This window comes from Rossellomorea marisflavi (assembly GCF_001274775.1).
GTDB lineage: Bacteria > Bacillota > Bacilli > Bacillales > Bacillaceae_B > Rossellomorea > Rossellomorea marisflavi.
This window is the reverse complement of the sequence record NZ_LGUE01000008.1, coordinates 447,920-474,415: the sequence shown is the minus strand read 5'-3', so window position 1 is coordinate 474,415 and position 26,496 is coordinate 447,920. Positions and strand designations below refer to the sequence as shown.

Genomic DNA, 26,496 nt, shown 5'->3' with positions numbered 1-26,496 from the left:
TTTGGCATTCAACAAGGCGACATTCCCATCACTGCTTGTCGCGGATCTGATCTCTTACCTTTTCCACGAAATCATTTACGGGGTATTCCTCAAGCTTCTCGCTTCCGTAGCACCGGACGGTCACGGAGCCATTCTCTTTCTCTTTATCTCCAAGCACAAGAATATATGGAACTTTTCGCATTTGTCCTTCGCGGATCTTCTTCCCAAGCTTTTCATTCCTATTATTCAAAGAGGCGCGTATCCCTGCCTGCCGAAGTTTCAGCAGAACGCTTTCGGCATATGGCGTGTGCGCATCTGAGACGTGGATGACCTCGACCTGCTTAGGTGCGAGCCAAAGGGGGAACGCTCCTCCAAAGTGCTCGATCAGGATGCCGAGGAAGCGGTCAATGGAACCGAAGACGGCACGATGGATGACAACCGGGCGCACTTTCTCGTTTTCTTCATTCACGTATGTCAGATCGAACTTCTCGGGAAGCTGGAAGTCGAGCTGGACGGTCGCGCACTGATGGCTGCGCTTGATGGCATCCCTGATGTGGATATCGATCTTCGGTCCGTAGAAAGCACCGTCACCCTCGTTGACTTTGTAAGGAAGATCATTCTTCTTCAATACGTTCTCCAGAGCAGATTCTGCTTGGTCCCACAGATCGGGATCCCCCATGAAGTCATCGGGACGGGTGGAAAGCTCGATTTCGTAGCTGAACCCGAACACCTGGTATACATGGTCGATGATCTTCAAGGCAAGGGACACTTCTGCCTCGATCTGCTCCGGCGTTACAAAGATATGGGCATCATCCTGACAGAAGCTGCGGACGCGCAACAAACCATTGAGGGCCCCGCTGAACTCGTGGCGGTGTACTTGTCCGAACTCTGCCATGCGGATCGGCAGGTCCCGGTAAGAGCGTAGACCATTCTTGAAGATCAGCATATGTCCCGGACAATTCATGGGCTTAAGGGCAAACGATTGATCGTCGACCTGAGTGAAGTACATATTCTCTTTGTAATGATCCCAGTGACCGGACTGCTCCCAAAGGCGCTGGTTCATCATGAGGGGAGTGCGTACTTCCTGATAATCGTATGATGTCTGGAGGTCTCTTAAGAAGGATTCCAGCTCATTCCGGATCAACTGTCCGTTCGCCAAGTAAAAGGGCATCCCCGGAGCTTCTTCCGAGAACATGAACAGGTCGAGCTCCTTCCCGAGCTTCCGGTGATTCCGTTTTTCCGCCTCTTTAAGAAAAAGGAAGTGCTCCCCCATTTCCTTATTCGACGCAAAGGCGACCCCGTAGATCCGTTGGAGCATACGGTTGTCGCTGTTCCCCCGCCAGTATGCCCCTGAGACACTCATAAGCTTGAAGTGCTTCACCTTGCCAGTGGACGGCGCATGGGGACCGCGGCAGAGATCATAGAATTCCCCTTGTTCGTATACCGTTATGGCTTCGCCGGCAGGAATATCTTCAAGCAGTTCCAGTTTCAATGGATCATGAGAGAAGAGGTGCTCCGCCTCATCCTTTGTCACTTCTTTTCGGAGGACAAGAAGATCCTCTTGGACAATCTGTCCCATCATGTCCTCGATCTCCACCAGATCCTCCGGGACTAAAGCTTTTTCTATATCGATATCATAATAGAATCCGTTCTCGATCACCGGCCCTACTCCGAAAGAGGCGTCCGGATACAGTCGTCTGATTGCCTGGGCGAGGATATGGGCGGCCGAATGGCGTAAGACACCGATTCCCTCCTGAGACCCGGCATCGTAAATAGCAATGTCAGCGTCCTCAAGAATCGGTCGTGTCAAATCAACCGTCGTCCCATTCACACTCCCTGCCACGGCTTTTTTGCGTAAGCCCGGGCTGATTGACTGAGCGATATGGGTCAGTGTGACACCTTGTGGGAATTCTTGTTGTTGACCATCTGGAAATGTAATCCTAACGAGTTGATTTGACATCTTCTTTGTCTCCTTTTCTATAAAAATAAAAAAACACATGACGTCCCAAGAAGGGACGAGCATGTGTTGATTACCCGTGGTTCCACCCAAATTCCCACCGCAAGCGGTGGCTCATTGAATATGCTGTAACATCGCATAAGACGGCGCAAGTTTCCAAGCGCGGCTCAAAGGGAGTAAAACCGGATGCTGCATTGGGGAGCTTTCAGCCTTGTCTCCCTTCTCTGTAAACCGTTCATCCAGCCTCGTATCCTCGTCATGGCCGAGTCGATTGATTAAATTGTTACCAACTATACCAGAGGAAGAAAATAATGTAAATACTTTATTTTCCTGATACCTCCGCTAAATCTCAATGTTGATTTAGCACAATTTTAAGTGGGCTATAAAAAGCCCTTCTTTATTCGTAATAATAAGCATTTGTCCAATGGTAATCTTTATTATTGCTTTTACACCATTCAACAAAGTCCTTTTTTTGTTCTTTTTTAAACATCATCCAATCATTCAAAAGTTCTCTATAATAGTTAATTTCGTCATCGATATTCTTCCTGGTTTGTGTGCATTCTACTTTATCATTTAACTGCTGTATATTGGAAATAAGTTTAGTATCTTTTTCAATACTGCCTAAATATAAATCTTCAGATATATGGTGAAACGAATACCACAGCGAGTAAAAATGAATATCAATGAGTTTTAACAATGATAATTGTTCGCTTTTTCCACCAAGTTCAATTGCAATATTTAAGTATTCAATACGTTCTTCGGTTTGTAAAAACAAGCCAAACCACCTATATGGTCTTGGTTCTTTAGGATTTTTCTTAATCCATTCCTTAAGTATAGACTTTAATAAATTTTCTTCTAAAGGATGAACAAGTAAGTGGTGAATATTGTCTGATACTTCAAATAAAGTAAATAGCCAACAAGCAAAATTCTGTTGTTTATCTTTATCCCATTCCTTTGCTTCATCTATAAATGAGGATAATGCTTTAAAGGATTCCTTTCGTAGCCCTTTTTCTTTGAGGACACAAAACTTTTTGAATAAAGGGTATTCATCTAATCTGTCATTTTTCAAAACATTAGTATAAATATCTTCCATTTTGCACTTCCCATCTCGTTTCAAATTAGTCGACATTGAAACCGTTGCCGCCCTTCCCGAACCCAACAGTGTCTTCATTGTTCATCGGGCAAGCATCAATTTACTAACAATGTAACTTTAAAAGAGCGTTCATAATAAATATGCTTACTATGGATAAATAGTGTCCAAGTATCTGCCATTGAGCAGTCGTAATTATTATTCATCGTGCAGAAGTTTCAACTGGTTGGCCGTGCATAAAGCCTTTTGATGATGATGAAGAGGAAGATTCCTGCAAGGGCGGCAAGGATCCATTTCCCCGTTCCTGTCCACTGAATGACCTGATAAACCGAAAATCCCTCTATCAAAATGGCAGGGATCTTGCCAAGGGAGCTTGCCGCAACAAATACCGTCCACGGCGTTTTGCCGATGGCTGCGATGAACGTCACCAACCCCGATGGGATGAAGGGCATGATCCTCAGGGAAAGGATGAGGATGAATGATTCTTTTCCAGAGGCACCTAACAGCTTCTGAACTTTAGGGTGGGTGAACCCCTTCCGATCCTTCAACTGCCTGAAGCCTTTACGATAAAGGAAAAAGGCGATGATGGCCCCGAATACCTCCCCGATGAATGACACGCCGATTCCACCCCAGAGGCCGAATACAGCGAGGTTTGCAGCAGTCAAAAAGACGCTGGGGACGACGCCCAGAACGCTGATGACAATGTTCAATACGATGCTGATGACGACGGCTATCGACTCATATGCAAGGAAAAGGTCGATTGTCTGCTGCTCCCAATTCACTCGTCGTCCCCTTGACTATCATCCATGACGATTCCTTGGAGCTTCCTCGCGATATCGCGCATCTGTTTCGTCTCCTCGATGCTTAATTGTGCGTAATAGTGGTCCATGATGTATTGATCGACGCGTTCATACTCTTTGAAGTAGTATTCTCCCTTATCACCCAGGGTCAAAAATGTTTCCCTTCGATTGTCTGGATTGATGGAGCGAGTCACAAATCCGTCTGATTCTAGCTTTTTAACGAGCTGGCTGACGGAGCTCATGGAAAGGTCGAATTGTTCCGCCACATCCTGGATTTTTGTCTTCTTGACTTCGTACACGTATTTCATGATCATGAACTGCTTAGGAGGGATATCGTGGTTCAATTTCGCAAAATGATGTTTCAGAAGATGGCTGTTGATGGAGTTGAAAATGGATACGGCTTCTTTGATATAGGCAGCTTGATTCAAGTTTATTCACCTCTAATAGTTTATGTAGTTAAACTATTAAACATATTAAATCATCAGGGAGTATTGGTCAATCACAATCTTTTTGGAATTCCTATTGTATATATTGTGTATATTGTATATATTGTTACATATAAAGTAAAAATTGAGAGGTTCAGGTATGAAAATCCTAATTTCAAATCGCTCCAAGCAGCCGATTTATGAACAGATCAACGAACAGGTAAAGGAGCAGATCATATCGGGGCATCTTCAAGCCGGAAAAAGCCTGCCATCCATGAGGCAGCTGGCAAAGGAACTCAGCGTCAGCCTGATTACGACGAAGCGTGCGTACGAAGAACTTGAGAAGAACGGATACATCTACTCAGTTGTAGGGAAAGGATCGTTCGTTGCGGATCAAAACAGCGAGCTGATCAAGGAGGAGAAGATGAAGGGGATTGAAGAGCAGCTCTCTTCAGCCATCCGGAGCGGGAAGGAAATGGGGATTCCTCTTTCCGAACTTCAAGAGTTGCTCGACATGTTATATAGGGAGGAAGACTGATGGAGAATGCAATTGAACTGAGGAATGTGGAGAAACGATTCAACGGCTTTGAAATCAATGATTTTTCACTCGAAGTGAAGAAAGGGTTCATAACAGGACTGATTGGGGGGAACGGGGTCGGAAAATCCACGACGCTCAAAATGATCCTGAACCTGTTGAAGCCGGACCGTGGAGAGCTGAAGGTGCTCGGTATGGACTACAGGAATCATGAAAAGGAAATAAAGGAACGGATCGGCTTCGTATTTGATGAGAATGTCTTCTACGAGCAGCTGACACTCCATGAAATGAAAAAAATTGCGAAGTGGTCCTATTCTAGATGGGATGATGATGTGTTCGAACAGTATGTTACGATGTTCCAGCTTCCCTTGAAGAAAAGGCTTAAGACCTTCTCGAAAGGAATGCTCATGAAGGCTTCACTGGCTATTGCATTTTCCCATCACGCAGAACTCATCCTGATGGACGAACCGACAGCAGGTCTTGATCCCATCTTCCGCAGGGAGCTCCTCGATATCCTGCACAGCGTGATGGAGGAGGGGGAGAAGACGATCCTTTACTCGACCCACATCACGACGGACCTTGAGAGCGCGGCCGATTATATCACGTTCATCCATGATGGAAGGCATATCTTCACAAAGCCTTATTACGGCATTGAAGAAGATTACGCATTGGTCAAAGGTGGGCTTGAACTGCTGGATGCAGATACGGAAAAGGAGTTTGTCAGTTTGAAGAAGACGAAATTCGGCTTCGAAGCCCTGACAGCCGACCGTGGGAAGGCTGAGAGTCTGTTCGGCGGCCACGCCCTCATCGAGGCACCGACGTTGGAGGACATCATGTATTACACGAAGAAAGGGGACCGAATCAATGCTTCAGTTAATTCGTAAGGACTTCATGCTCCATCGAAATATCCTGGTCATCCTTTTGGGCGTCTTGGTCCTCTATCTTGTCCTGGGGGCTCCGCCGATCTGGGTGGGGCTTGTCTTCATCCTGGTCCTATCGATGTCGACCTTTGGGAATGATGAGAAGCCGACGATCAATCTCCTTCTGAATTCCCTTCCGTTCACCCGTAAGGAAATCGTCAGTTCCAAGTATCTCAGCGTCCTAATCTATACGGTTGCCATCACCATCCTGCTATTTTTAGGGAGTCTGATCATTCACGGCAGGATCATGGAATGGCAAGGGATCGTCTTCATGACGATGCTGTCCCTCCTGTCCCTTTCCTTCATGCTCCCGTTTGCTTACCGGTTTGCATCCAAGTATCTGATGATAGCCTCACTTGTCCTGTTCGCGACTTACTTTGCCGTCGTGAATGTGTTCATCCCCAATTTGAATGACATCATAAGGGAATCTGTCGGGACGCTGGTCTCCCTGCAAAGTACCGCCCCCTATCTGATTGTCTGTGTGGCGGTCCTGGCGATCTTCGCGCTCTCGTGGGTCCTGTCGATCCGCATTTATGAGAAAAAAGTATTTTAATCGCAGCCTCTCATATTAATCCTGCTTCATGGAGACAATACGCTTGAAGATTCATTGAGGAGGGCGTATTGATGACGAAGCATCCAAGACTCTTGTTGTGGTTGATCTTATTGGTTCCGTGGCTTTCGGCTCCATTCCTTGGGAAGGAAACCGTTAAACGATACGGACTGGCGAGTCTGTTCATCTGTCTGTTCATCCGGCTGGAAGGGGTCCTGGCCGAGAAGAGGAAATGGTGGTGGTTCTATGAGAGGCTGTTTCCTAAAGCAAATGGGGAGACACCCCTCATATGGGGGCAGTTCCTTATCGGGACGATCTGGATCCTTAAGTTCTCTTACGGCAATTTCATTAAGTATCTGCTGACGAACTTTGTGACCGACCTTTTCTTCATTTATCCATTCTCAAAATTCTTGAAGAAGCATGGGATATTTTCATATGTCAGATTGAATGAGTACCAAGTGTATGCCGTTTTCTTTCTGAAGTCTCTCCTGATTTATGGATTTCAGCTCGCTCAGGAGACCATCACAAAGAGAAAGCATATCGATTGATGACCCTCAAGGTCCTGTGGCTTTTAGATGCCACTGGACTTTTTTATTTAAAATTTGCAGGAAGTGACCACTGGTTGTAAAATTACAACAATAATGGATAGATTATCTTAAACGAGGTGGCTCATGAGTCAATCGGTATTGGAAATCAGCAATTTACATAAGAAGTACCAAGGTGCAGGTCACGAGGTGAACGCCCTGAGGGGGGTATCATTTTCCCTGGAGCAGGGGGAGATGCTGACCATCATGGGCACAAGCGGATCCGGAAAGAGTACGCTCCTGAATATCCTCGGGGCACTGGATGAGCCGAGTGGAGGTTCCATCATGCTGAACGGAGAAGAGAAAACCCGATTTTTCAAGGAACCGGATGCCACCCTCTACCGTCGCGATCACATCGGGTTCATCTTCCAGTCATTTAACCTTCTAAAGGACCTCACTGTTGAAGAAAATATCGGTCTGCCCTTGGTGTTGAAAGGCATGGAGAAGAACATAGTGAAGCAAAAGGTGGATGAGATGCTGAGTCTCGTGCAGCTTTCGGATTGGCGTAAGCACAGGCCGGTCGAGCTATCCGGAGGGCAGCAACAGCGCGTGGCCATCGGGCGTGCCCTGGTCACATCGCCACCCATCATCCTTGCAGACGAACTGACGGGCAACCTGGACTTCAATACAAGCAGGGATATCTTACATATGCTGGTCGAACTGAAAGAAACATTCCAAAAAAGCGTCATCGTGGTCACCCATGATCCGAATGTGGCCACCTATGGGGACCGGGTCCTCTTCTTCCATGATGGTCAGATCGTGGATGAGCACCGGTGTAAAGGGAGTGGCGACCTTTCAGCCATCCTGAAGAAATTCCAGATGATCATGGAGCTACGTCAATGAGGGGCATGAAGACGATCTTCGCCACCTCCATGCGCTTCCTGAGGGCAAATCCGTTCATCACCCTGTCTTCGATCCTGAGCGTCTGTCTCTCCATCTCCCTCGTTCTCACCATGATGCTGTTCGCCATGAATGCCAAGCAGACGGTGAAGGATGAAGTCACGGAAATGTTCGGGACGATGGATCTGTCTGTCGGATATGATACCGCTGATAACGGGTTCATCGATCAGGATTTCCTTGACCGGCTGACCGCAATGGAAGGTGTAGAAGAGACGTCCAATGTCCTCATCTCCCAGCTCGCCCTTTCTTCATTCGGAGGGGAAGCCCCTACGTACAGTCTCGGGGTCGGTACCGATGAGCTGGTCAAGAGCCGCTATCATTTCAACAAAGAGGTGGGGGAAGGTGAGATCATCATTAATGAGTCCCTTGCCAAGGCCCTAGGAGTGGGAGTAGGGGATGAGTTGACGGTGGAAGGGAAGACCCTTTCCTTGATTGAGACGTTCAAGGACAATACGGGCACTGGGGTGGTGCCCGATATCCTGATTCTCTCTTATGATGACGTGAAGCGCTTCATGGGTGGGGACATCGAAGCCACCTATGTACTGGTGAAGACGGCAGCAGGAACAGACAATCTCAAGCTTGCGACGCAAATCAAGGGATTGGATGAGGGACTCCGCGTCGAACTGGCAGAAGAGAACCCGTATCTGACAGCGAATCTATCATCCCTCTCCATCTTTATTTATGTCCTTAGCTTCTTCGTCCTGATCGTGACTTCACTCCTGATCATCTCGAACTTTGAAACGTTCTTATACAAATATAAACAGCAGTTTGCCATCATGAGGTCGATCGGCGCAACCGCGAAGCAGCTTTTCGGAATCATCTTCATTCAAAGCAGTGTCATCACGGCAACAGGTGCCTTCCTTGGCGTGGGGCTCGCTTACCTCAGTCAGCGCTACGTCCAGGGATTCCTCCAGGATTGGATGGGCATAGCTGTGGCACGTGGAGACTTCCATACCGGCACCACCCTGTGGGTGACTGTGGCATGTGCCTTCCTGATCCAGTTGTTCCTTCTGATCCCGGCCATTAAAAACGGGAAGACCCTACCATTGAAGGTCATGCAGGAGAATGAGGAGCTCTCGTTCTCCACCAAGGGGAGGAGGGTCATAGGCAGGGCCCTGCTCATCATGAGCATCGTCGTGTTGGTATTCGGAAAACTGGTGGCGGTGGATGAGGAGAATCAGGTGTTGAGCGTGCTTGCTGCCGCGACAATTTTCACCCTTTCCATTTTCGTCCTGTTCCCACTCTATCTCTCACCGATCCTGAAGAAGGGCGCGCCCTTCCTGAGGAGAATAGCCGGAAATGCCTCCTACGTCGCAATCCGGAATGTCATTCCCCAGGTGAAGAAAAATACATTCGTGATCCTGACGGTGAGCATGATGATGATCATTGCCGTATTTGGATCCGTCATGCTGACGACGATCCAGAACAATGAAGCCCTGTATCTAAAGAGCCAGTTTCCGACGGAAGTCGTGTTGCAGTCAAGACTGGAGTCGACATCCCTTGATCCATTCAAACTGAAGGAATCAGTCGAAGAAAAAATGCCTGGTTCTGAAGCAAGCTTCATCAGTACCTATACAGGGGCCGCCCTTATGGAAGGGGATTCCCGCTTGGACGTGACGGTCCTGAGGGGTGATCTGGATGGGATGGTGAAGCAAGGATTCATCGATGAATCATCCAGTGATGAGGACGGTGTGATTGTCTCTGAACCTTTTGCCAAGAAGCATGATTTGAAAGCGGGGGACCGCCTTCAATTGGAAACATTCTCGAATGATTTGGAGGACTATGTTCCGTTGAAGCCTTTAAAGGTAGCCGCCATCGAAGGTGAGTTTTTTGATACGGATATCCTGGTGGATTGGAAGGACGATACGTTCAGTGACGCAGGATTTGCGAGGATGTTCGTCAGTGGAGGGGTCCCAGGGCAACTGGAATCATTGAAGGGGGAGTTTCCGGAACTGCAGGTCCACTCGTACGGGCAGTCTGTTAAAGAATCAAATGAAATGTTCCAACAGCGCTGGTCCATCTTCATCATCTTCCTTGGCGTGATGCTTCTGAGCGTCACAATCGGCGTCTTCAACACCCTATTGAACAATATTCATTCGAAGCGTAAGGAGTTTGCCATATTAAGGACCCTGTCACTTACCAGGAAAGGAATCATCAGTGTGATCCTCACACAGGTGCTATTATATATCTTGATCGGAATAAGTCTTGGTATCGTGGTTGGAGCCGTCATCTCCTATATCATCAATATCATTGATCCGGGACCGCTGGCCATTGACTACGGCATCATAGGAGGGATCGTCCTCACGATGGTGGTGACGACCCTGATCATATTCACCCCACTTGCCTACCGCATCGGGGGACGGAAGCTGACAGAAGAATTGAACGAATAAGCCCTGATTCTGTCACATTTGGACGCATCCGGAGAGGGTTGTTTTTAAGCCTGTTGTGTTACAATGGGCGTATCAATATCCATGAAGGGTTGGTTATACATGAAGAAATTTTGGATCATTTTGGGTATGATCTTATTGTTCTTTATTTTCGGCGGTCTGATCACGATGTATATCACGGGTAACGTGCTGAATTGATAAATTGCCTGGGAATGCTTGAATATAAGCATTCCCAGGCTTTATTGTTTCACGTGAAACGCTTTCATTTATGCATGATAATCCTGTTGTCATTCTTTGTGAAGGAGTGCCGTTCATAAAAACCTTCCGCAGGAGATCCCGGCGAGGTGAGAAGATAGATCGACTGAATTCCTTCACGGTTCAGTTCCTTTTCCAAGTGAGAGAGGAGTGTGGATCCAATTCCTTTTCCCTGTATGGATGGGTCGACGCAAAGCTCTGCGATATAGAAGGTCATCCCTTTTGATGTCCTTTTGGCATTACCTGCAATGAAGCCGGCGGGCTTTCCATCAATGTGCAGGGTATAACCGCGGAATTTCGGTGTGCTCACGAGGTCTGACAGCCGTTCCTCTGCCGACCCCACGGTCCATGTTTCGTTCCAGGGTGGAGAATTGAATACGTCGACGTACAGGTGGATGCAATCAGTCAGTTTTTCTTTGGTAAGAATCGTTAGTGATGACATTGCCGCCGTCCTTTCTTGAAAACTATGATCGTGTCTCGTTTTAATAGTAGACTATTTTCAAAAAAGCGGAAAGAATAAGAATTATAGTTGACTTAATCAACTATTGGTATTATCATGTAAGTAAGGAAGTGATTCTATGAATAAAGAAAAGCAGAGTGAGATGCGCGAAATGCTTCAGCAGCTTGTCAGGGATTTCGGATTATTGCAGCGAGATGGATCCGACTGCTGCGGGATCACGGTAACGCAAAGTCATATTGTGTATGAGCTTCAAAAAAGTCCTGCTATCTCCCTTCAAACGCTGGCTCAAAAGCTGGTGATGGATACGGGTATGCTAAGCAAACAAGTAAACAAGCTTGTAGAAATGGAGCTCCTCTCCCGGACAGCCGATCCAAAAGACCGGCGCTACGTGCTCCTTGCCCTGACAGATACAGGTGAAGAGAAAGCGGACGAAATTGCTGGTCAGATGCTCCAATACATCGGGAATATTTTTCAGTTCATAGAGCCGGCTAAACATGATCAGGTCATGGAAAGTATGAGTCTCCTCCTCTCGGCTATGCGCCAGAACGGAGGAAATGGGAGCTGCGCCACTTGATGGGAGTGGTGTTGCTTTCGGACCTGTATTTGATAAAGTCAATAAATGACTAATTCAAATGGAGGTGGTGGAATGATTCGTCATGCTACAGAAAAGGACCTGCCAGCGATCCTGTCGATATACAACGAGGGGATTGAAGACCGGATTGCCACGCTGGAAACGGATCAAAAAGACGCAGTCTACATAAACCAATGGTTTCAAAGTCATACGGGTCGATACATCGTACTGGTTTCTGAAGGAATGGGTGGAATCAACGGATATGCAAGTATTCAACCGTACAGTCCGCGAGCGGCGTACGCCGGTGTGGGCGAGTTGTCGGTTTATATCAGGCGGGGAGCAAGAGGGCAAGGGATCGGCGGGCAGCTTCTGAGGAACCTGGAGGAGGAAGCGGCCAAAAATCAGTTTCACAAACTCGTCCTCTTCACCTTCCCGTTTAATACCCTTGGGCAAGGGCTCTACAGGAAACGTGGATACCGGGAAGTGGGAATCTTTAAGGATCAAGGAATACTGGATGGAACATATGTCGATGTCATGATCATGGAAAAAATTCTACCAACTAACCAAAAGGAGAGAGAATCATGAACCAATCACCTCAATTACCAATTGCCATCACCGGAGCGGGACCAGTCGGATTGGCAGCTGCCGCTCATCTTATCAGTTACGGTCAACCGTTTGTCCTATTTGAAGCAGGAGAAGCGGTCGGAGCGAATATCAAGACGTGGGAACATATCCGCCTCTTCTCACCTTGGAGGTATAACATGGATAAAAAATCAGTGGAGTTGTTGAAACGCCAAGGGTGGCAAGAGCCGGATCTGGAAGCGCTGCCGACAGGCCGGGAGCTGGTCGATGACTACCTCCTCCCCCTTTCTGAGACCGTTGAAATAAAGCCTCATCTTGAACTGAATGCAAAGGTCTTGTCGATCAGCAAGAAAGATCGCGATAAGATGAAGACCGCAGGCCGTGACGAAGTCCCGTTTGTCCTCTACGTCGAGCGGGACGGGGAAGTCTCCAAGGTTGAAGCGCAGGCCGTCATCGATGCTACGGGGACTTGGGGGAACCCGAACCCGGCCAATTCAGATGGTGTCTGGCTTTCCGGTGAGCGACATGCCAACGAACGATCATTCTATGGCATGCCGGATGTGACGGGGAAACATCGTGAACGTTATTCCGGAAAAAATGTGGCTGTTGTCGGGAGCGGGCACTCCGCCATTAATGCCCTCCTTGAACTGGCAACACTGAAAGAAGCATACCCTGAAACGGGAATTGTCTGGATAATCCGTAAGAAAAGCGTCAGTGAGGCTTACGGTGGTGAGGAGAAAGACGCTCTTGCTGCCAGGGGAGAACTCGGGAGCCGCATCCATCGCCTCGTCGATTCCGGCATCGTCCAAGTATATGAAGGATTCAAGATCGAGCAAGTGATGTCTGCTGAAAATGGAACGTTGATCATCAAGAATGCCACAACTGAAATCAAAGGAGTGGATGAAATGATCGTCAATACGGGCAATCGTCCGGACCGCACCATTTTCAGCGAACTGCGGACGGCGATCGATGAAGCGACAGAAAGTGTGAAAGCCCTCGCTCCTCTCATTGATCCGAATGTCCACAGCTGCGGGACGGTAAGACCGCATGGTGAGAAGGAACTCAGTCAGCCGGAAAAAAACTTCTACATTGTCGGAGCCAAGAGCTATGGCCGGGCCCCTACATTCCTCATGGCAACCGGGTATGAACAAGTACGGTCTGTGGTGGCACACATAAGCCAAGACGAAGAGGCCGCCTCGAAAGTGGAGCTGGAACTGCCTGAAACCGGCGTATGCAGTGTGACCTTTTCAAAACCGACCACAACATCTTCCTCCTGCAGTGCATCAACCTCCTGTAGCTGAGTGATGGAACACTAAAACACGGGGGGGCGGTTCCGATGCGACAAAAATGGCGCATCGGAACCGCCCCTATGCGTTATTTTTTATATAAGTTATTGATTATATAAGTGATTCGTTATATAATCCGTACATACAAATGAATGTGCAGGGAGGGGATTGGTGTTGACAACGATAGCAGTTATGGATGCAAAGAGGGTTTCGGCTTGTATGAAGACGCTTGGTGACCCGACGCGCCTGATGATGATGAAGCTGTTGAGCTCGGCTGATTATTGTGTCTGTCAGTTCGTGGATATGTTTGAAATGAGTCAGCCGTCCATCAGCCAGCATTTGAAAAAGCTGAAGATTGCCGACTATGTGAAGGAAGAACGAAGGGGTCAGTGGCGCTATTTTTCATTAAATGCCTCGTGTCCGGAGCATGAATTGATCAAGCTGATCCTTCAACAAATTCCCGACAGCGATGAGGTACTTCAACAATTGAGATGCAGGGGCGAGAACGCAACTTGCTAGAGGAGGAATTATGTTGACAGAAGTTATATTGGCATCGGTGATCTTCCTGATCACACTGGTGCTGGTCATATGGCAGCCGAAGGGCCTGTCGATCGGCTGGTCAGCCTGCGGCGGAGCAATCCTGGCCCTGCTCGTCGGAGTGGTCACATTCAGTGACGTCATCGATGTTACATCGATCGTGTGGAACGCAACCCTGACCTTCATTGCCATCATCCTGATATCACTCATTCTCGATGAAATCGGGTTCTTTGAATGGGCAGCCCTTCATATGGCCAAAGCGGCCAAGGGTAGCGGGGTCCGCATGTTCATCTACGTTTCGCTTTTAGGGGCCGTGGTGGCAGCCTTGTTTGCAAATGACGGAGCGGCATTGATTCTGACGCCGATCGTCTTGGCGATGGTAAGGAATCTTAACTTTAATGAGAAGCTCGTATTTCCTTTCATCATGGCGAGTGGATTCATTGCGGATACCACATCGCTTCCCCTCGTGGTGAGCAATCTGGTCAACATTGTATCGGCAGACTACTTCAACATCGGGTTCGTGGAATATGCTTCACGCATGATCATCCCGAACTTCTTCTCCCTTGGAGCAAGCATCCTGGTGCTCTATCTCTTCTTCCGAAAGAGCATCCCGGGGAAATATGATGTGTCCCAGCTGAAAAAACCGGTGGACGCCATCAAAGATGAGAAAATGTTCAAGCTGTCGTGGGTGGTCCTGGCTGTTTTGCTTGCGGGCTATTTCGTCAGCGAATTCATCGGGATCCCGGTCTCCATCGTAGCGGGGATCGTCGCACTCTTTTTCCTGATCATGGCGAAACGAAGTCCCGTGGTGAACACGAAGACGGTCATCAAGGGTGCGCCATGGGCCATCGTGTTCTTCTCAATCGGGATGTATGTGGTGGTATATGGACTTCGCAACGCAGGTCTCACTGATATCCTATCCGATGCCATCCAAGCTACGGCGGACCAAGGGCTGTTTGCGGCAACGATCGGAATGGGCTTCATTGCGGCCATCCTTTCCTCCGTCATGAATAATATGCCGACGGTGATGATCGACGCCATTGCCATATCGGATACGAATACGACGGGGGTCATCCGGGAAGCCTTGATTTATGCGAATGTCATCGGCTCCGACCTGGGGCCGAAGATCACCCCGATCGGTTCCCTGGCCACGTTGCTATGGCTTCATGTATTGTCCCTTAAGGGCGTGAAGATCTCTTGGGGAACATACTTCAAAACAGGTATCATCCTGACGATCCCGACCCTGTTCATTACACTGGTCGGACTGTATCTCTGGTTACTGATCCTATAAAATCACACTACTCATTGTAAGGAGCGACGCACCATGTCAAAGAAAACCATCTACTTTTTATGTACAGGAAATTCATGCCGCAGCCAGATGGCTGAAGGCTGGGCAAAAAAACACCTGGGAGACGAGTGGAACGTCTACAGTGCAGGAATCGAAGCTCATGGCTTGAATCCCAATGCTGTAAAGGCTATGAAGGAAGCGGATATCGATATCTCAGATCAAACATCTGATATCATTGATCCAGCCATCTTGAATTCTGCAGATCTTGTCGTGACCCTATGCGGGGATGCGGCAGATAAGTGTCCAGTGACACCGCCTGGCGTAAAACGCGAGCACTGGGGCTTTGACGACCCGGCCAAGGCAACAGGGTCTGAAGAAGAAAAGTGGGCATTCTTCCAGCGAGTGCGGGATGAAATCGGAGAACGCATCGAGCGTTTCGCCCGTACAGGAGAATAAAAAAAGAAGCGCAGGAACGGTTTTTCAACCGATCCTGCGCTTCTTTTTATGTTATACTCATCCAATGAACCAATCATCCTACCTTTAAAAGGAGATCACTCACCATGGAAAAGGTGCAATCAAAAACATTGACCGAGCAGGCCCTGAATCAGCTTGAACAACTTCTTGAGAGCGGGGAGTGGCCGGTCGGAGAGAAGATCCCGTCGGAACCGGTCCTGATGGACACCCTGGGGATCAGCCGCAATACCCTTCGGGAAGCGATCAGATCCCTTGTTCACGCCGGATATCTGGAAACGAGACAGGGAATCGGAACCACGGTAAAGAGTCACAGCGGACTTGATCGTGCCCTCCGTAAACGGATGAGAGCAGGCGATTTGGTGGAGGTGCTTGAGCTGAGGTTGGCCCTCGAACGGGAGGCAGCTGAAAAGGCAGCCGTGAGAAGGACGGACGAACAGCTTGGGGAAATGCGCAGACTCCTGGCTTTGTGGCAGGAAGCTGCTGAAGAGGGAAAAGCCTCGTCATTCGTCCGGCATGATAGTGCGTTCCACCAAGCGGTTATTCGTGCATCAGGAAACTCGATGTTCATGGAGATGTATGACTCCATCATTGATTCTGTCCATCAATCAATCTATAACCTTATTGACCTGAACGACTTGAATCAGGAAGATATCAGGATGCACACAGAGCTTCTATCAGCCATAGAGGCGCAGGACCCTGTGAAAGCGTCCGAATGCGTCAAAAAGTATCTTGGGACGCTGATTGATCAAATCAACGCCAGTGAACATAACAGAAAGAAGTGAGTGGTATGCAAGAAGCAAAGCAACAGCAATCGGTATGGATAGCCGTCATCGGGGTGATCTTCATTGCCATGAATCTGAGGGCACCGATCACCTCTGTCGGACCGCTCATTCCATTGATCCAAGGGGACTTCCATTTTTCAAACGCTGTGGCGGGGAGCATCATGACCATCCCGCTCATCGCCTTTGCCCTTTTTTCACCGTTTGCGCCAAGACTTTCACTGAAGTTCGGGCTCGAACCGGTCATTTATACGGCTCTTGTCGTATTACTTGCCGGCATGGTCCTGCGCGTCTTCCCCCACGGCAGCTGGCTTTTCGTCGGCACCGGTCTTGTCGGGATCGCCATTGCCATCTGTAACGTACTCATGCCGGCTCTGGTGAAAAAGTCGTTCCCCATGAAGGTCGGATTGATCACGGGAGTCTACGGGATTTCCATGAACGTCTTTGGGAGCCTGGCATCAGGCGTCAGTGTCCCACTTGCCCAGTCAAGCTCCCTTGGCTGGCGCGCTTCACTCGGGGTATGGGCCTTCCTTGCCGTGCTCTCGGTCATACTATGGAGCTTCTTATTGAAATCGGTCAGAAAAGAAAAGGCGATCGAGCCTCCGGCGGTGAAGGTGCGGATGTGGAATTCTCTGAAGGCTTGGCATGTCACGATTTTCATGGGTATCCAGTCCTTCATGTTCTACACCCTTCTTACCTGGCTTCCGGCCATCCTTCATGACCAGGGTTATACCCTCAATCAGGCAGGTTGGGTCGTGTCGACGCTTCAGATGGCGATCATCCCCATGACGTTCATCATCCCCGTCGTCGCAGAGAAGATGAGTGATCAAAGGTGGTTGACCATCGGGTCCGTCATCCTTCTGTTCCTTGGATTAATCGGGTTGATCACAGGCTTCCTGACCGTGTTCTCGGTCCTCCTGATCGGGATCGGCATCGGAACGATGTTCGGTCTCGCCATGATGTTCTTCGTCCTGAGGACAACAGACAGCGCCCAGGCGGCCGGATTGTCTGGGATGGCTCAATCCATGGGTTATTTATTGGCGGCAGTGGGTCCCGTGTTCTTCGGTTACCTACATGACCTGTCCGCCAATTGGACGATTCCATTCATCCTGCTCATGCTCCTGACCGTGGTCCAGCTCTTTGTCGGGATCGGTGCAAGTAAAGGGAAACTCGAATAATGCAAACGAAGCACGGGGATTCCCGTGCTTCTTCGCATTTACAAGCTGTTCAACGGAGACAGGACGTCGGCCACGTCGTTCTTCGGTGAGTTGACGAGCTCGCTGACGGGATAGAGATCCATTTCTTCAGCAGGATAAGGTACCAGAAGCAATTTCAGCTCGTCAACCGCTTGATTGGAAGGGTCCAGCCACCTGGCGTAATCCGTACGTTTCAAAATGACCGGCATGCGGTCATGGACGTCTTCAGTCACGGCATTCGGTCTCGTCGTGATGATGGTGCACGTATGAAGGGGAGCATCTCCTTTTTTCCACGTTTCCCATAAACCAGCGAACGCGAAGGGCTTTCGGTCCTTCATGATGAAACGATATGGTTGCTTGCGGTCATCGACCTTCTTCCACTCATAGAAGCCGTCAGCGATGATCAGGCAGCGCTTCTTCCGGAACGGCTCCCTGAAGCTTGGCTTCTCATCGATTCCTTCAGCACGGGCATTGATCATCTTATAGCCGATCTTCGCTTCCTTTGCCCAGTTGGGAACAAGCCCCCATCTCAACGTGCCGCCCCGGCGCTTCTTCCCGTCCGAAATGATGGAAAACACCTCTTGACTCGGAGCAATATTGAACCGGGGCTGAAGGTCGACGGATAAGTCGAATTCGAACTGCTGTTGAAGTTCATGTACACTTTCAATCAATGAAAAACGGCCGCACATGCTTCCGCCTCCCTGTCATTTTTTTAACCAGTATACCAACAATACGCCGGATTCAATCAAAAAAACCATGTATTCATGCTGAAGGAAAGATTATTATATGATAAAATATGGAACTATTGGGTTTGTGATGAAGATTCTACATATATGTAACTATAGAGAAATATAGGGGGAATGAACATGGCGACTTACGTTAATGGGGGGTCCCTAACGTGGCTGATGACCGCAATTGCATGGAGCGTACTGATCATAGGTGCGGTTATTATGATAAGACGACAGAAGCACCAAGCTCCATTCTGGAAGGCATTCCTAGTTTTCATGGTAGGGGTATTCACCATTTCATACACATTTGAGTCGAGGGGGATCATGGTCAGGATCCCGATCCTTCCGCTTGGCGTTTTGATCCTCTATTTGACCTTGAGGCGGAAAAATGGGAGATGGGAGAGGTACCGCCGGTTCGCCTGGTTCGGGTTTGCCGGGAATATTCTTCTGGCGATCATGGCACTGGCGGCCATTCCGCTCAGTTCCATTATTTATCCATCAGATGATGCGGCTACGTATCTATCAAATCCAGAGAAGGTCTCCCTTGTTCAGAGTCATCCTGCAGCATCGAATGTTAGCCTTGATAAGAAGAAATTGGCTGAACAACTGGATGAAATGACGGAGGCACAGCCTGACGGGGAGTCTTGGTACCGAGAATCAACGGTGGAAGATGAAGGTCAGTCCAAATCACCGGAGCGCTTCCCATATCTCCTCAATGGCGTCGAGCCGAAGTGGGGAAGTGGTCTTTCACCGCTGATCTATGTTGAAGGGAACGGGAAGGGCTTGCTGATTTTATCGGGCGATACCCAATACTACTATCAACTCTCTGAATCAATCATAAAAGGGGGCGGGGCGGAATGAAGAATGTGAAACGAATGATCGTCATCGTACTTGCCGTCTCCCTGATTGCCTTTGGCTTTGTCTATTGGTTCAAGCTAGCACCGGCGGGTCCTCTACCTGGTGATAAGGCAGCGGCGCAGGAAATCAACGGGCTTTTGAACAAAACGGGGACGGGAGAAGGGCTACAGGTGAAAACAATACTGGATACGGTGCAAGCCGACGACCGCCATGCCTTCATCCCTTTTGAGACCGAAGCCGGGGCTCGCGGTTTCAGCCTTTGGGTTTGGAAGGATCATCAGTGGAAAGCATCGTCAGCCACGACAGACGGCGACCCGGTGATCTGGAAGGTGCGTCCCGGATACCCTTCAAGCTACCGCATGGTCTGGAGTCTCGACCCTGCTGAGAAAGTGGACCGTCTGGCATTCTACCTAATCCAGAAGCGCTCTTTCCAGAACGAAGCGTATCAACCCCGGATCCAGATGGAAAAGGTCCTCCCCTTTGCCGAGCATCCATACGGGGCCATCAAGGTCCCAGAGGAGTGGCGAACCATAATCCGCGGGGAAGTGACTGAGTTCGAGGTGCCTCGTGTGGAATTCGGATGGAGGTCCCTCGATTCTTCCGGAGAAGATGTTTTCATAGAAGGGCAGGGGCAGTCTTCTTATCTCCGGTATCAGGATCATCAGGATCTGATGATGCCGCTGGAGAAAAATGAATTGGAATGAAGGAAGAGGCTGGAATAAACACGTTTTAGTCATAGTATGGCCCGCATTCATTTGCCTACGATCAGGCGGATGAATGCGGGTTTTTACTTGTTTCGTGAACAATACGATTTCATTATTTCCAGCGGTTGATTGGAGTGCAAGACGACTGTTGCGGGAGGAGGATCGCGGGCTGACCGCGGAAAGCTAAGTCTTACACGGAAATCATAAAGGGAATAAAGAACCAATTCTGATCGCGTTCATCATGGAATGGTCCCTTTCTTGTTTTGTTTGTCTGCTATTCTCTCATCGCGAGTGGGCCAGCGCTGCTGATCGTAATGCTGTGGGTGGACAGATCGGCGGAATCATAGGCTTTGGCAATCCCATTATGGAGAATAGAAGATTTACTCACTTCTTTATAGAACAGTTCCACGGTGAAGGGATGCTTAAACGGGGATCCGGATATCCTGATGTCATGAGGGCCGGTCCAATATCCTTTCAACGGGTCACCGGCGTGATTAAAGTCTTCCGTATGTTTGAATCCATTTTTGAACCAAGGGTGCTCTTCGCCCTTGGCTACTCCGGGGCGATTCAGGCACATATAAAGAGAGAAATCGTCAGAGAATTGGAGAAGGGTGAAATGCTCTTGGAGGAGATCTTCATCCAGAGCGGGAAGTCGCTTCCGCAATTCTGTTTGGCGTAGGGCCTCTTTCTCCAGGAATCGCAAACAGTCGGGATCGGATGTGTTGGTAAAGAAGGAGGAGAAGTGAAGGCTGCATAGAAGTCCTGCGTATGGATGCACTTCTGAAATATCATCGATCCCTCTCGTATAGAATACCAGCTTTGGAATGAGCGGGTAATCTGAAAAAGTGAAAGGACGGTGCGCTGCATCGTTCCAGACCGATGTGGTATCCAGTCCAATCCAGCTCCTGTCATGCTGATAAGAGGCATGCAGAAGTTCGTCCCAATAAGCGTTGGATCTTATTATGGAAGCGTCGAAGTGCTTTACGATTTCGCCTGAAAGGAAGGCATGGTCATGCTGTTTGATCATGATGAAGGAATCATTCGTTTCACGGATGATCATAACGGTATCCCCCTCGCAATAGATGCTTCCATTTTATCGCAGACTTCGATTCCCTGTAAAACGCATCACGCATTCAATCGCTGGGTGGCCCTGTCCTTATTTTTGGTAATCGGGACATGCTTCAGTGCTTTACCCAGTCCATAAAGAGGCATGTTCCCGTAAACCGTCTCGTATTCCCCTGGTGTAAGCCTGTACGTTTCGTGATAGATCCCCACCACGCCGCTGGCACCGATTTTTTGGTTGAATGCCTTCCAAGCATTCAGGTGCTTCTCGTTCCGTGCATACGCGATGAGGTCATCTGTCGATCGCCAATATTGAATCATCACCGTAGTCCGGAGGCCGAAGTAGCTTTCCATGGACAGGAAGCCGAGCTCCTCTTTATGCGTGTACAACTCCTTAATCATACCAGGCATCGCCTTAAATACCGGGAACCATTTGTGCACAGCCAGGCGTTTATTAATCCTCATGCCAATGATGAAGACAACGACCTCTTCCGAATTCTCCGTCGTGTATCTGCCGTTAAACACTTGTTTGGCCATCATGCTCCTCCTTAGAGTTCAATTTTTCGAGTGTCTCATCACACCAATCGATTGAAGCCAGTGCAGCCCTCTTCCCATAATCCAATGTGAACAGCCAGTAGTCGACATCTTCAGAGCGTTCCTCCTGGTTCAAGATGCCTTCTTCAATGGTCATATAGGTTGCAAGTCGTTCCTGAAGTTTTCCTTTGTAGTCGGTTAAAAGCTTGATGGAGTGGTCGGTGGATTGATGTCGACCAAAGAAAAGCTTCAAAAGGATTTCATTTTTCTCGAGGGGAGGCTGATCCACAGGTTCTGAAAGCCACTTCCCGAGGGCCTCCATGCCTTTGGACGTGAGGGTGTACTCCTGCTTATCCCTTTTTCCCTCCCCTGAGGAGTCTCTGACTTCTGCCAGGCCGTCATCCACAATACGCTTCAATGTCGGGTAGATCTGTCCATAGCTGATTTTCCAGAAGTGATTCAGGCTACGGTCGATGAGCTGTTTAATTGCATAGCCCGACCGGCAGTTTGTTGTCAGGATGCCTAGAATGGCGTAGGTTGTATGATTGTACATCTTCATTTTGTTTCACACCTATCTTTTTGATATATCTAATTGATATATTATCCTGATTGGTAGGAAAGTTCAAGATGGAAAATTATATCGGTCCCAAGTCTTAGCAGAAATCGACCTGAAGCTCGTTCCCGATCACCAGGTGGCACTGATATGCTGGTGTTAAACAAAGGAAATGGGTGGATGATGGATGAGACGATTGATGATATGCATCGTGTTGCTGGCTGTTGGGAGTACCTTGATTTTGACGGGATGCTCTTCTGGGAAAAGCGAAAAGGGAGGACTCGACGGGCTTCAGGATATCCAAAAAATCGATCAGACGGAGAATGGGGAAATCATTCAGACCGTAAGCGATGCAGATGAGATCAACTCTTTCAGCAAAGGGCTTGAAGTGGAACAATGGAAGCAGGCAGGGAAACCAAAAGAGGATCAGGATGCGGAAAGCACCTACATTTTTTACCGGACCGACACGGTGAAGCTCGGGGAGAAACAAGTAGCAGAAAAGGATATGAAGGAAGTGGCCCGCGTCACCCTGTACAAGGAGGAACCTTATGTTCGTTTGACGTACGCTGGTGTGGAGATGGCATTTGAAGTGCCAATGGAAGTCTACAAACGATTGAATCAATGAAAAAGACCCCTGAATCGATTTCAGGGGTCTTCTCATTCAGCGGATATCGAGGCCAAGAAGCGCAGCAAAGGATAGAGCCTGCTTTTCGGAGACGATGCAGCCCTTCAGATCTTCCATTGACACAAGGATGGACTCGAAATACGAGGTGCTGAGATCGATCCCCTTCAGTTTCGTTCCGTCAAAGCTCACGTCATCGAGGTCACATACATCATAGATGACCTTCGACAGCTTGCAGTTAAAGAAGTCGGATCGCTTCATATTGGACTCTTTGAAGATCACTTTTTCGAACTTGGAATCACTGAAATTACACATGGTCATGAGGCAGTTTTCGAAGGCGACATTCCCGAAGCGGCTTTCAGGCAGTTGGGCGCCCAAAAGCTTGCATTCATGGAACGTGACGCGGTGAATGCTTGCCCCTGTCATATCCACATTGGAAAAGTCACAGTTGATGAACTCGACATCGGTCAGATCGATATTTCGGAATGACGTCCCCTGGAAGGAGGAATTCTTGATGACCATGCCGGAAAGATGCACCCGGTCGATTTCCTCTTCGTCAAAGATGGATCCATCGATCTCAAGGTTACTTAAATACGGGTCTTCCTCCATAAAAATCATCTGGAAGTTCCCTTGCGTGAGCTGGCGGGGTAGTTTTGGTTTATCGATTTTAATAGGAAACACCTGCTTTATTTGAAGTCGGTTGGGGACAAACCCCTCCTACCTAGTGTAGCATCTTCTTCCTTGACATTAAATAGTTGACCCCCTAAACTAATGGAGTGATCATATTAGTTTAGGGGGTCAACTACTTGGATAAGCGTCTGATTGAGGCAGTGGAGCTGTTCGAGGATGTCATGGTGTTCGGGACCGAGCGCGTGCTCAGGGATGTCGAAGCCGAAGTGTGGCAGGAATATTCCCGGGAACAAATCCAGGTCTTGAAGCTGTTGAATAAAAACGGCCCGCTACCGGCCGGTGCCATTGCTGAACTTCAATGTGTGCATCGAAGTGCGATTTCCAACCGGCTGAAGAAACTTGAAGAAAAAGGATTGATCGAAATCGCCAAAGCCGAGGGCGATCATCGCTCGAAGCTTGTCAGCCTGACGCAGCATGGGCGTGCTGTTGTGAAGGAATCGGACCAGGCGGTTTACGATTATATTGAGGCATTGTTTGCCGATCAGGTGGAGGATGAAGAGTTGGATCAATTCCTCCAGATGTTCAAAAAGATTAAACATATATTGAAATTGGAGGGTGAGCGTAAGTGAAGAATATTATCAAATTCAAATGGCCGATCACCATCGGCATGATCATTTTGACCGTTCTGCTTTTCGTCCTTGCACCGAATCTTTCCAAGCAGGCAGAGGATGCCGGGACATTCCAGCTTCCTAAAGATGCAGGATCCCAGCGTGCTGCTGAAATCCTGGAAGACGCGGGAGCGGGGGACGAAACGATTTCCCTCGTGTATGCACTCGACGGCAAATTGGATGATGCCGCGAGGAAAGACATCCAGGCAGATGTCGATCAGTTGAAGGATCTTGGGGATCCCGTGAAATCGATCCTCGATCCATTTGAAAATAAAGACACGGAATCTCAGCTTGTATCGGAAGATGGAAAGACCGTCCTCGTTCCGATAACTGTAGACGGCACGCAGGAAGAAGTCGTCGAGCTGGCCGATTCCATTCAATCGGATATCATTGATGGGAAGAAAGATGTCTACCTGACCGGGGAAGCATTGATCAATAATGATGTAAACCTGAGCGCCCAGGAAGGGTTGAAGAAAACGGAGATCATCACCGTCGTCTTGATCTTCGCTCTCCTGCTCGCTGTTTTCCGTTCCATCATCACCCCATTCATTCCGCTGATTTCCGTGGGGATCACCTATCTTCTCAGTCAGTCGATCGTGGCGTTCTTCATCGACTGGTTCGGATTCCCGGTATCAAACTATACGCAGATCTTCCTTGTGGCGATCCTGTTCGGGATCGGGACGGATTACTGCATCCTGCTCCTCAGCCGTTTCAAGGAAGAACTCGGTGCAGGGAAGCCTGTCAAGGATGCCATCATCCGTACGTATAAGACGGCGGGCCGTACCCTTTATATCAGCGGACTTGCCGTATTCATCGGATTCTTCGCCATCGGGTTTGCCGACTTCCCGATCTTCAAATCGGCCGTGGCCGTTGCGGTCGGAATTGCGGTTCTCCTTCTCGTGCTGAGCACGGTCATGCCGTTCTTCATGGCTACACTGAAAGAGAAACTGTTCTGGCCGTCGAAAAAATCCGTATCCCATAACGATAGTAAGCTGTGGGGTTGGATGAGCAAGCTGTCGGTCAACCGTCCGATTCTTTCCATGCTTGTCGTGGCCGTCATCACCGTTCCGCTACTGTTGACCTATGACGATGCCCTTTCATTCAATACAGTAGATGAAATTGGAGATAATTATGACTCTGTCAAGGGTTTGCATGCCATTGAAGATGGTTTTGGGCAAGGGGATTCCCTGCCGGTGCAAGTGCTCCTCTCAAGCGATAAGGAACTGGTCACGGAAGACATCGTCCCTTATGTAGAGAAGCTGAGCAGTGAAATCGAAAAAGTCGATGGCGTGAAGAGCGTCCGCTCCGTGACACGTCCGACGGGAGAAGTCATCAACGAGTTCTATGCAGATTACCAGCTTGGTAAGATTGCAGAAGGAGTCGATCAGGCTTCTGATGGAGTCGGCCAGACTGCAGACGGCATCAAGCAGTCCATGTCCCTCCCGCCTGAAGTCCAAGCGCAGGCTGCACAGTCCGGTCAACAGCCGAATCCGGTCGAAGGACTTGATCAAATCAAAGACGGTCTCGACCAGGCAAGCAATCAGCTGAAGGATATGGCTGACAGCAAAGCGATCCGCGATACAGGCACCTTCGTTCCTGAAGGAACCCTGGATCAGGATGAGTTCAAACAAGTGCTCGACCGCTATGCCTTCGATGACAAAAAGGGTACGCAGCTTGAAGTCATCCTCGAAGACAACCCGTATTCTCCGGAAGCGATCGATACCGTTGAAAAAATCGATGAGGCAACGCAGCGCGTCATCAAAGATACACCACTTGAAAAGGCAGAAGTCGCCTTCGGAGGTGTGTCCAGCATCAACCGCGATCTGAATGATATCTCGACGAGCGACTTCACCCAGACGGTGACAATCATGCTCATCAGTCTGTTCGTCGTACTGGCGATCCTTTTCCGCTCTTTCATCATGCCGCTCTATATGATCGGTTCCCTGCTACTGACGTACTTCACGTCTGTTGCCGTGGCCGAACTGATCTTCATGAACGGGTTCGGATATGACGGCATCAGCTGGGCGGTTCCATTCTTCGGATTCGTCATGCTCGTAGCCCTCGGGGTCGATTATTCCATCTTCCTCCTCGACCGCTTCCGCGAAGAAGCAGCTGGAGGAATGACCGTGACAGATGCCATCAAGATCTCCATGTCCAAGATGGGGACCGTCATCATCACCGCCGCCATCATCCTGGCCGGAACCTTCGCTGCCATGATGCCATCCGGCGTCCTCAGCCTCGTGCAGATTGCGACCATCGTCATCACCGGTCTCCTCCTGTACGGACTGATCGTCCTGCCGCTTCTCATCCCGGCCATGACCGTGTCATTCGGCAAGGGCGTGTGGTGGCCGTTCAAACCTCAGAAAGAAAAAGAAAAAGCACGTTCATAACGTGATAAACAGAAAGCCCCTTGCGGATCCGCAAGGGGCTTTCTTCATTGCCTGTTGATGAGGCGGGAAAGATAGATGAGTTCGTCGTTTGGAAGACATGAGGTGGATCATGATAATACTAATGGTCCTATCACATAATATCCATGACAGTATGTGCGGTCCTGCTACTTCTGATGCATTCACTCAATACGG

29 protein-coding genes are annotated in these 26,496 nt (G+C 48.9%); 19 read left to right on the top strand and 10 right to left on the bottom strand.

Annotation, left to right across the window (positions count from 1 at the left end; genetic code table 11):
- Window positions 1-28: 28 nt before the first annotated feature.
- The 4 genes from thrS to AF331_RS20385 all read right to left on the bottom strand — a co-directional run bounded on the left by thrS (window position 29) and on the right by AF331_RS20385 (window position 4,254).
- Window positions 29-1,939, bottom strand: a complete 1,911-nt coding sequence (gene thrS, locus AF331_RS20400; protein ID WP_053429818.1) for a threonine--tRNA ligase — start codon at window positions 1,937-1,939, stop codon at window positions 29-31.
- 394 nt (window positions 1,940-2,333) lie between these two features.
- A complete protein-coding gene (locus AF331_RS20395; protein ID WP_053429817.1) occupies window positions 2,334-3,029 on the bottom strand; it encodes a hypothetical protein in 696 nt (231 codons plus the stop codon).
- Between the two features lie 215 nt (window positions 3,030-3,244).
- Entirely contained in the window at window positions 3,245-3,808 is a 564-nt protein-coding gene (locus AF331_RS20390; protein ID WP_053429816.1) for a TVP38/TMEM64 family protein, read from the bottom strand.
- Window positions 3,805-4,254, bottom strand: coding sequence for a MarR family winged helix-turn-helix transcriptional regulator (locus tag AF331_RS20385; RefSeq protein WP_053429815.1), 450 nt, complete (start codon window positions 4,252-4,254; stop codon window positions 3,805-3,807). Before AF331_RS20385 ends, AF331_RS20390 begins: the two co-directional genes overlap by 4 nt.
- A 157-nt stretch (window positions 4,255-4,411) precedes the next feature.
- On the opposite strand from AF331_RS20385, the gene AF331_RS20380 reads away from it, so the two are divergent.
- The 6 genes from AF331_RS20380 to AF331_RS20355 all read left to right on the top strand — a co-directional run bounded on the left by AF331_RS20380 (window position 4,412) and on the right by AF331_RS20355 (window position 10,130).
- On the top strand, window positions 4,412-4,789 hold the full coding sequence (locus AF331_RS20380) for a GntR family transcriptional regulator (protein WP_053429814.1): 378 nt from the start codon (window positions 4,412-4,414) through the stop codon (window positions 4,787-4,789).
- Complete coding sequence (locus AF331_RS20375; RefSeq protein ID WP_053429813.1) at window positions 4,789-5,670, top strand: ABC transporter ATP-binding protein; 882 nt, start codon at window positions 4,789-4,791, stop codon at window positions 5,668-5,670. Before AF331_RS20380 ends, AF331_RS20375 begins: the two co-directional genes overlap by 1 nt.
- Window positions 5,651-6,259 carry an ABC-2 transporter permease gene (locus AF331_RS20370; protein ID WP_053429812.1) on the top strand — a complete coding sequence of 203 codons (609 nt, stop codon included), beginning with the start codon at window positions 5,651-5,653 and terminating at the stop codon, window positions 6,257-6,259. The genes AF331_RS20375 and AF331_RS20370 overlap by 20 nt, the downstream gene beginning before the upstream one ends.
- A gap of 71 nt (window positions 6,260-6,330) precedes the next feature.
- Entirely contained in the window at window positions 6,331-6,804 is a 474-nt protein-coding gene (locus AF331_RS20365; protein WP_053429811.1) for a hypothetical protein, read from the top strand.
- A gap of 123 nt (window positions 6,805-6,927) precedes the next feature.
- Window positions 6,928-7,683 carry an ABC transporter ATP-binding protein gene (locus tag AF331_RS20360; RefSeq protein WP_053429810.1) on the top strand — a complete coding sequence of 252 codons (756 nt, stop codon included), beginning with the start codon at window positions 6,928-6,930 and terminating at the stop codon, window positions 7,681-7,683.
- Window positions 7,680-10,130 carry an FtsX-like permease family protein gene (locus AF331_RS20355; RefSeq protein WP_053429809.1) on the top strand — a complete coding sequence of 817 codons (2,451 nt, stop codon included), beginning with the start codon at window positions 7,680-7,682 and terminating at the stop codon, window positions 10,128-10,130. The genes AF331_RS20360 and AF331_RS20355 overlap by 4 nt, the downstream gene beginning before the upstream one ends.
- Before the next feature lie 259 nt (window positions 10,131-10,389).
- On the opposite strand, the gene AF331_RS20350 is transcribed toward AF331_RS20355, so the two are convergent.
- Window positions 10,390-10,824, bottom strand: coding sequence for a GNAT family N-acetyltransferase (locus AF331_RS20350; RefSeq protein ID WP_053429808.1), 435 nt, complete (start codon window positions 10,822-10,824; stop codon window positions 10,390-10,392).
- Between the two features lie 136 nt (window positions 10,825-10,960).
- Here AF331_RS20350 and AF331_RS20345 point away from each other — a divergent pair, with 136 nt between their 5' ends.
- The 8 genes from AF331_RS20345 (at window position 10,961) to AF331_RS20310 (ending at window position 17,537) form a co-directional block, all read left to right on the top strand.
- Window positions 10,961-11,416 carry a MarR family winged helix-turn-helix transcriptional regulator gene (locus AF331_RS20345; RefSeq protein WP_048016117.1) on the top strand — a complete coding sequence of 152 codons (456 nt, stop codon included), beginning with the start codon at window positions 10,961-10,963 and terminating at the stop codon, window positions 11,414-11,416.
- Window positions 11,417-11,488: 72 nt separating this feature from the next.
- A complete protein-coding gene (locus tag AF331_RS20340; RefSeq protein ID WP_152915741.1) occupies window positions 11,489-11,998 on the top strand; it encodes an arsinothricin resistance N-acetyltransferase ArsN1 family A in 510 nt (169 codons plus the stop codon).
- Window positions 11,995-13,296 carry an NAD(P)-binding domain-containing protein gene (locus AF331_RS20335; protein WP_053429806.1) on the top strand — a complete coding sequence of 434 codons (1,302 nt, stop codon included), beginning with the start codon at window positions 11,995-11,997 and terminating at the stop codon, window positions 13,294-13,296. The genes AF331_RS20340 and AF331_RS20335 overlap by 4 nt, the downstream gene beginning before the upstream one ends.
- Window positions 13,297-13,473: 177 nt before the next feature.
- On the top strand, window positions 13,474-13,800 hold the full coding sequence (locus AF331_RS20330; protein WP_048004946.1) for an ArsR/SmtB family transcription factor: 327 nt from the start codon (window positions 13,474-13,476) through the stop codon (window positions 13,798-13,800).
- 13 nt (window positions 13,801-13,813) lie between these two features.
- Window positions 13,814-15,109: an arsenical efflux pump membrane protein ArsB gene (locus AF331_RS20325; RefSeq protein WP_053429933.1), complete on the top strand. Its 1,296-nt coding sequence runs from the start codon at window positions 13,814-13,816 to the stop codon at window positions 15,107-15,109.
- A 33-nt stretch (window positions 15,110-15,142) separates the two neighbouring features.
- Window positions 15,143-15,562 carry an arsenate reductase (thioredoxin) gene (arsC, locus tag AF331_RS20320; protein WP_053429805.1) on the top strand — a complete coding sequence of 140 codons (420 nt, stop codon included), beginning with the start codon at window positions 15,143-15,145 and terminating at the stop codon, window positions 15,560-15,562.
- 104 nt (window positions 15,563-15,666) lie between these two features.
- Window positions 15,667-16,362 carry a FadR/GntR family transcriptional regulator gene (locus AF331_RS20315; protein ID WP_053429804.1) on the top strand — a complete coding sequence of 232 codons (696 nt, stop codon included), beginning with the start codon at window positions 15,667-15,669 and terminating at the stop codon, window positions 16,360-16,362.
- A 5-nt stretch (window positions 16,363-16,367) separates the two neighbouring features.
- Window positions 16,368-17,537 (top strand): CynX/NimT family MFS transporter, encoded by a 1,170-nt coding sequence (locus AF331_RS20310; RefSeq protein WP_053429803.1) that lies wholly within the window; start codon window positions 16,368-16,370, stop codon window positions 17,535-17,537.
- Between the two features lie 38 nt (window positions 17,538-17,575).
- On the opposite strand, the gene AF331_RS20305 is transcribed toward AF331_RS20310, so the two are convergent.
- Window positions 17,576-18,244 (bottom strand): SOS response-associated peptidase, encoded by a 669-nt coding sequence (locus AF331_RS20305; RefSeq protein ID WP_053429802.1) that lies wholly within the window; start codon window positions 18,242-18,244, stop codon window positions 17,576-17,578.
- Between the two features lie 177 nt (window positions 18,245-18,421).
- Between AF331_RS20305 and AF331_RS20300 the strand changes: the two genes are divergently transcribed.
- Entirely contained in the window at window positions 18,422-19,144 is a 723-nt protein-coding gene (locus tag AF331_RS20300; RefSeq protein ID WP_053429801.1) for a hypothetical protein, read from the top strand.
- Window positions 19,141-19,845: a hypothetical protein gene (locus AF331_RS20295; RefSeq protein ID WP_053429800.1), complete on the top strand. Its 705-nt coding sequence runs from the start codon at window positions 19,141-19,143 to the stop codon at window positions 19,843-19,845. Before AF331_RS20300 ends, AF331_RS20295 begins: the two co-directional genes overlap by 4 nt.
- 274 nt (window positions 19,846-20,119) lie before the next feature.
- Here the strand turns inward: AF331_RS20295 and AF331_RS20290 are convergent, their stop codons facing one another.
- From AF331_RS20290 to AF331_RS20280, 3 genes are all read right to left on the bottom strand, one after another.
- Window positions 20,120-20,905 (bottom strand): DUF3891 family protein, encoded by a 786-nt coding sequence (locus tag AF331_RS20290; RefSeq protein WP_053429799.1) that lies wholly within the window; start codon window positions 20,903-20,905, stop codon window positions 20,120-20,122.
- Between the two features lie 65 nt (window positions 20,906-20,970).
- On the bottom strand, window positions 20,971-21,444 hold the full coding sequence (locus AF331_RS20285; protein WP_053429798.1) for a DUF4188 domain-containing protein: 474 nt from the start codon (window positions 21,442-21,444) through the stop codon (window positions 20,971-20,973).
- Complete coding sequence (locus AF331_RS20280; RefSeq protein WP_053429797.1) at window positions 21,425-22,000, bottom strand: PadR family transcriptional regulator; 576 nt, start codon at window positions 21,998-22,000, stop codon at window positions 21,425-21,427. The genes AF331_RS20285 and AF331_RS20280 overlap by 20 nt, the downstream gene beginning before the upstream one ends.
- Before the next feature lie 181 nt (window positions 22,001-22,181).
- Between AF331_RS20280 and AF331_RS20275 the strand changes: the two genes are divergently transcribed.
- Entirely contained in the window at window positions 22,182-22,619 is a 438-nt protein-coding gene (locus tag AF331_RS20275; RefSeq protein ID WP_053429796.1) for a hypothetical protein, read from the top strand.
- Between the two features lie 36 nt (window positions 22,620-22,655).
- Here AF331_RS20275 and AF331_RS20270 read toward each other — a convergent pair whose 3' ends face one another.
- Entirely contained in the window at window positions 22,656-23,234 is a 579-nt protein-coding gene (locus AF331_RS20270; RefSeq protein ID WP_235576448.1) for a pentapeptide repeat-containing protein, read from the bottom strand.
- 188 nt (window positions 23,235-23,422) lie between these two features.
- Between AF331_RS20270 and AF331_RS20265 the strand changes: the two genes are divergently transcribed.
- Window positions 23,423-23,875 (top strand): MarR family winged helix-turn-helix transcriptional regulator, encoded by a 453-nt coding sequence (locus AF331_RS20265; RefSeq protein WP_053429795.1) that lies wholly within the window; start codon window positions 23,423-23,425, stop codon window positions 23,873-23,875.
- Window positions 23,872-26,304 (top strand): MMPL family transporter, encoded by a 2,433-nt coding sequence (locus AF331_RS20260; protein ID WP_053429794.1) that lies wholly within the window; start codon window positions 23,872-23,874, stop codon window positions 26,302-26,304. The genes AF331_RS20265 and AF331_RS20260 overlap by 4 nt, the downstream gene beginning before the upstream one ends.
- The last annotated feature ends 192 nt before the right edge of the window (window positions 26,305-26,496 follow it).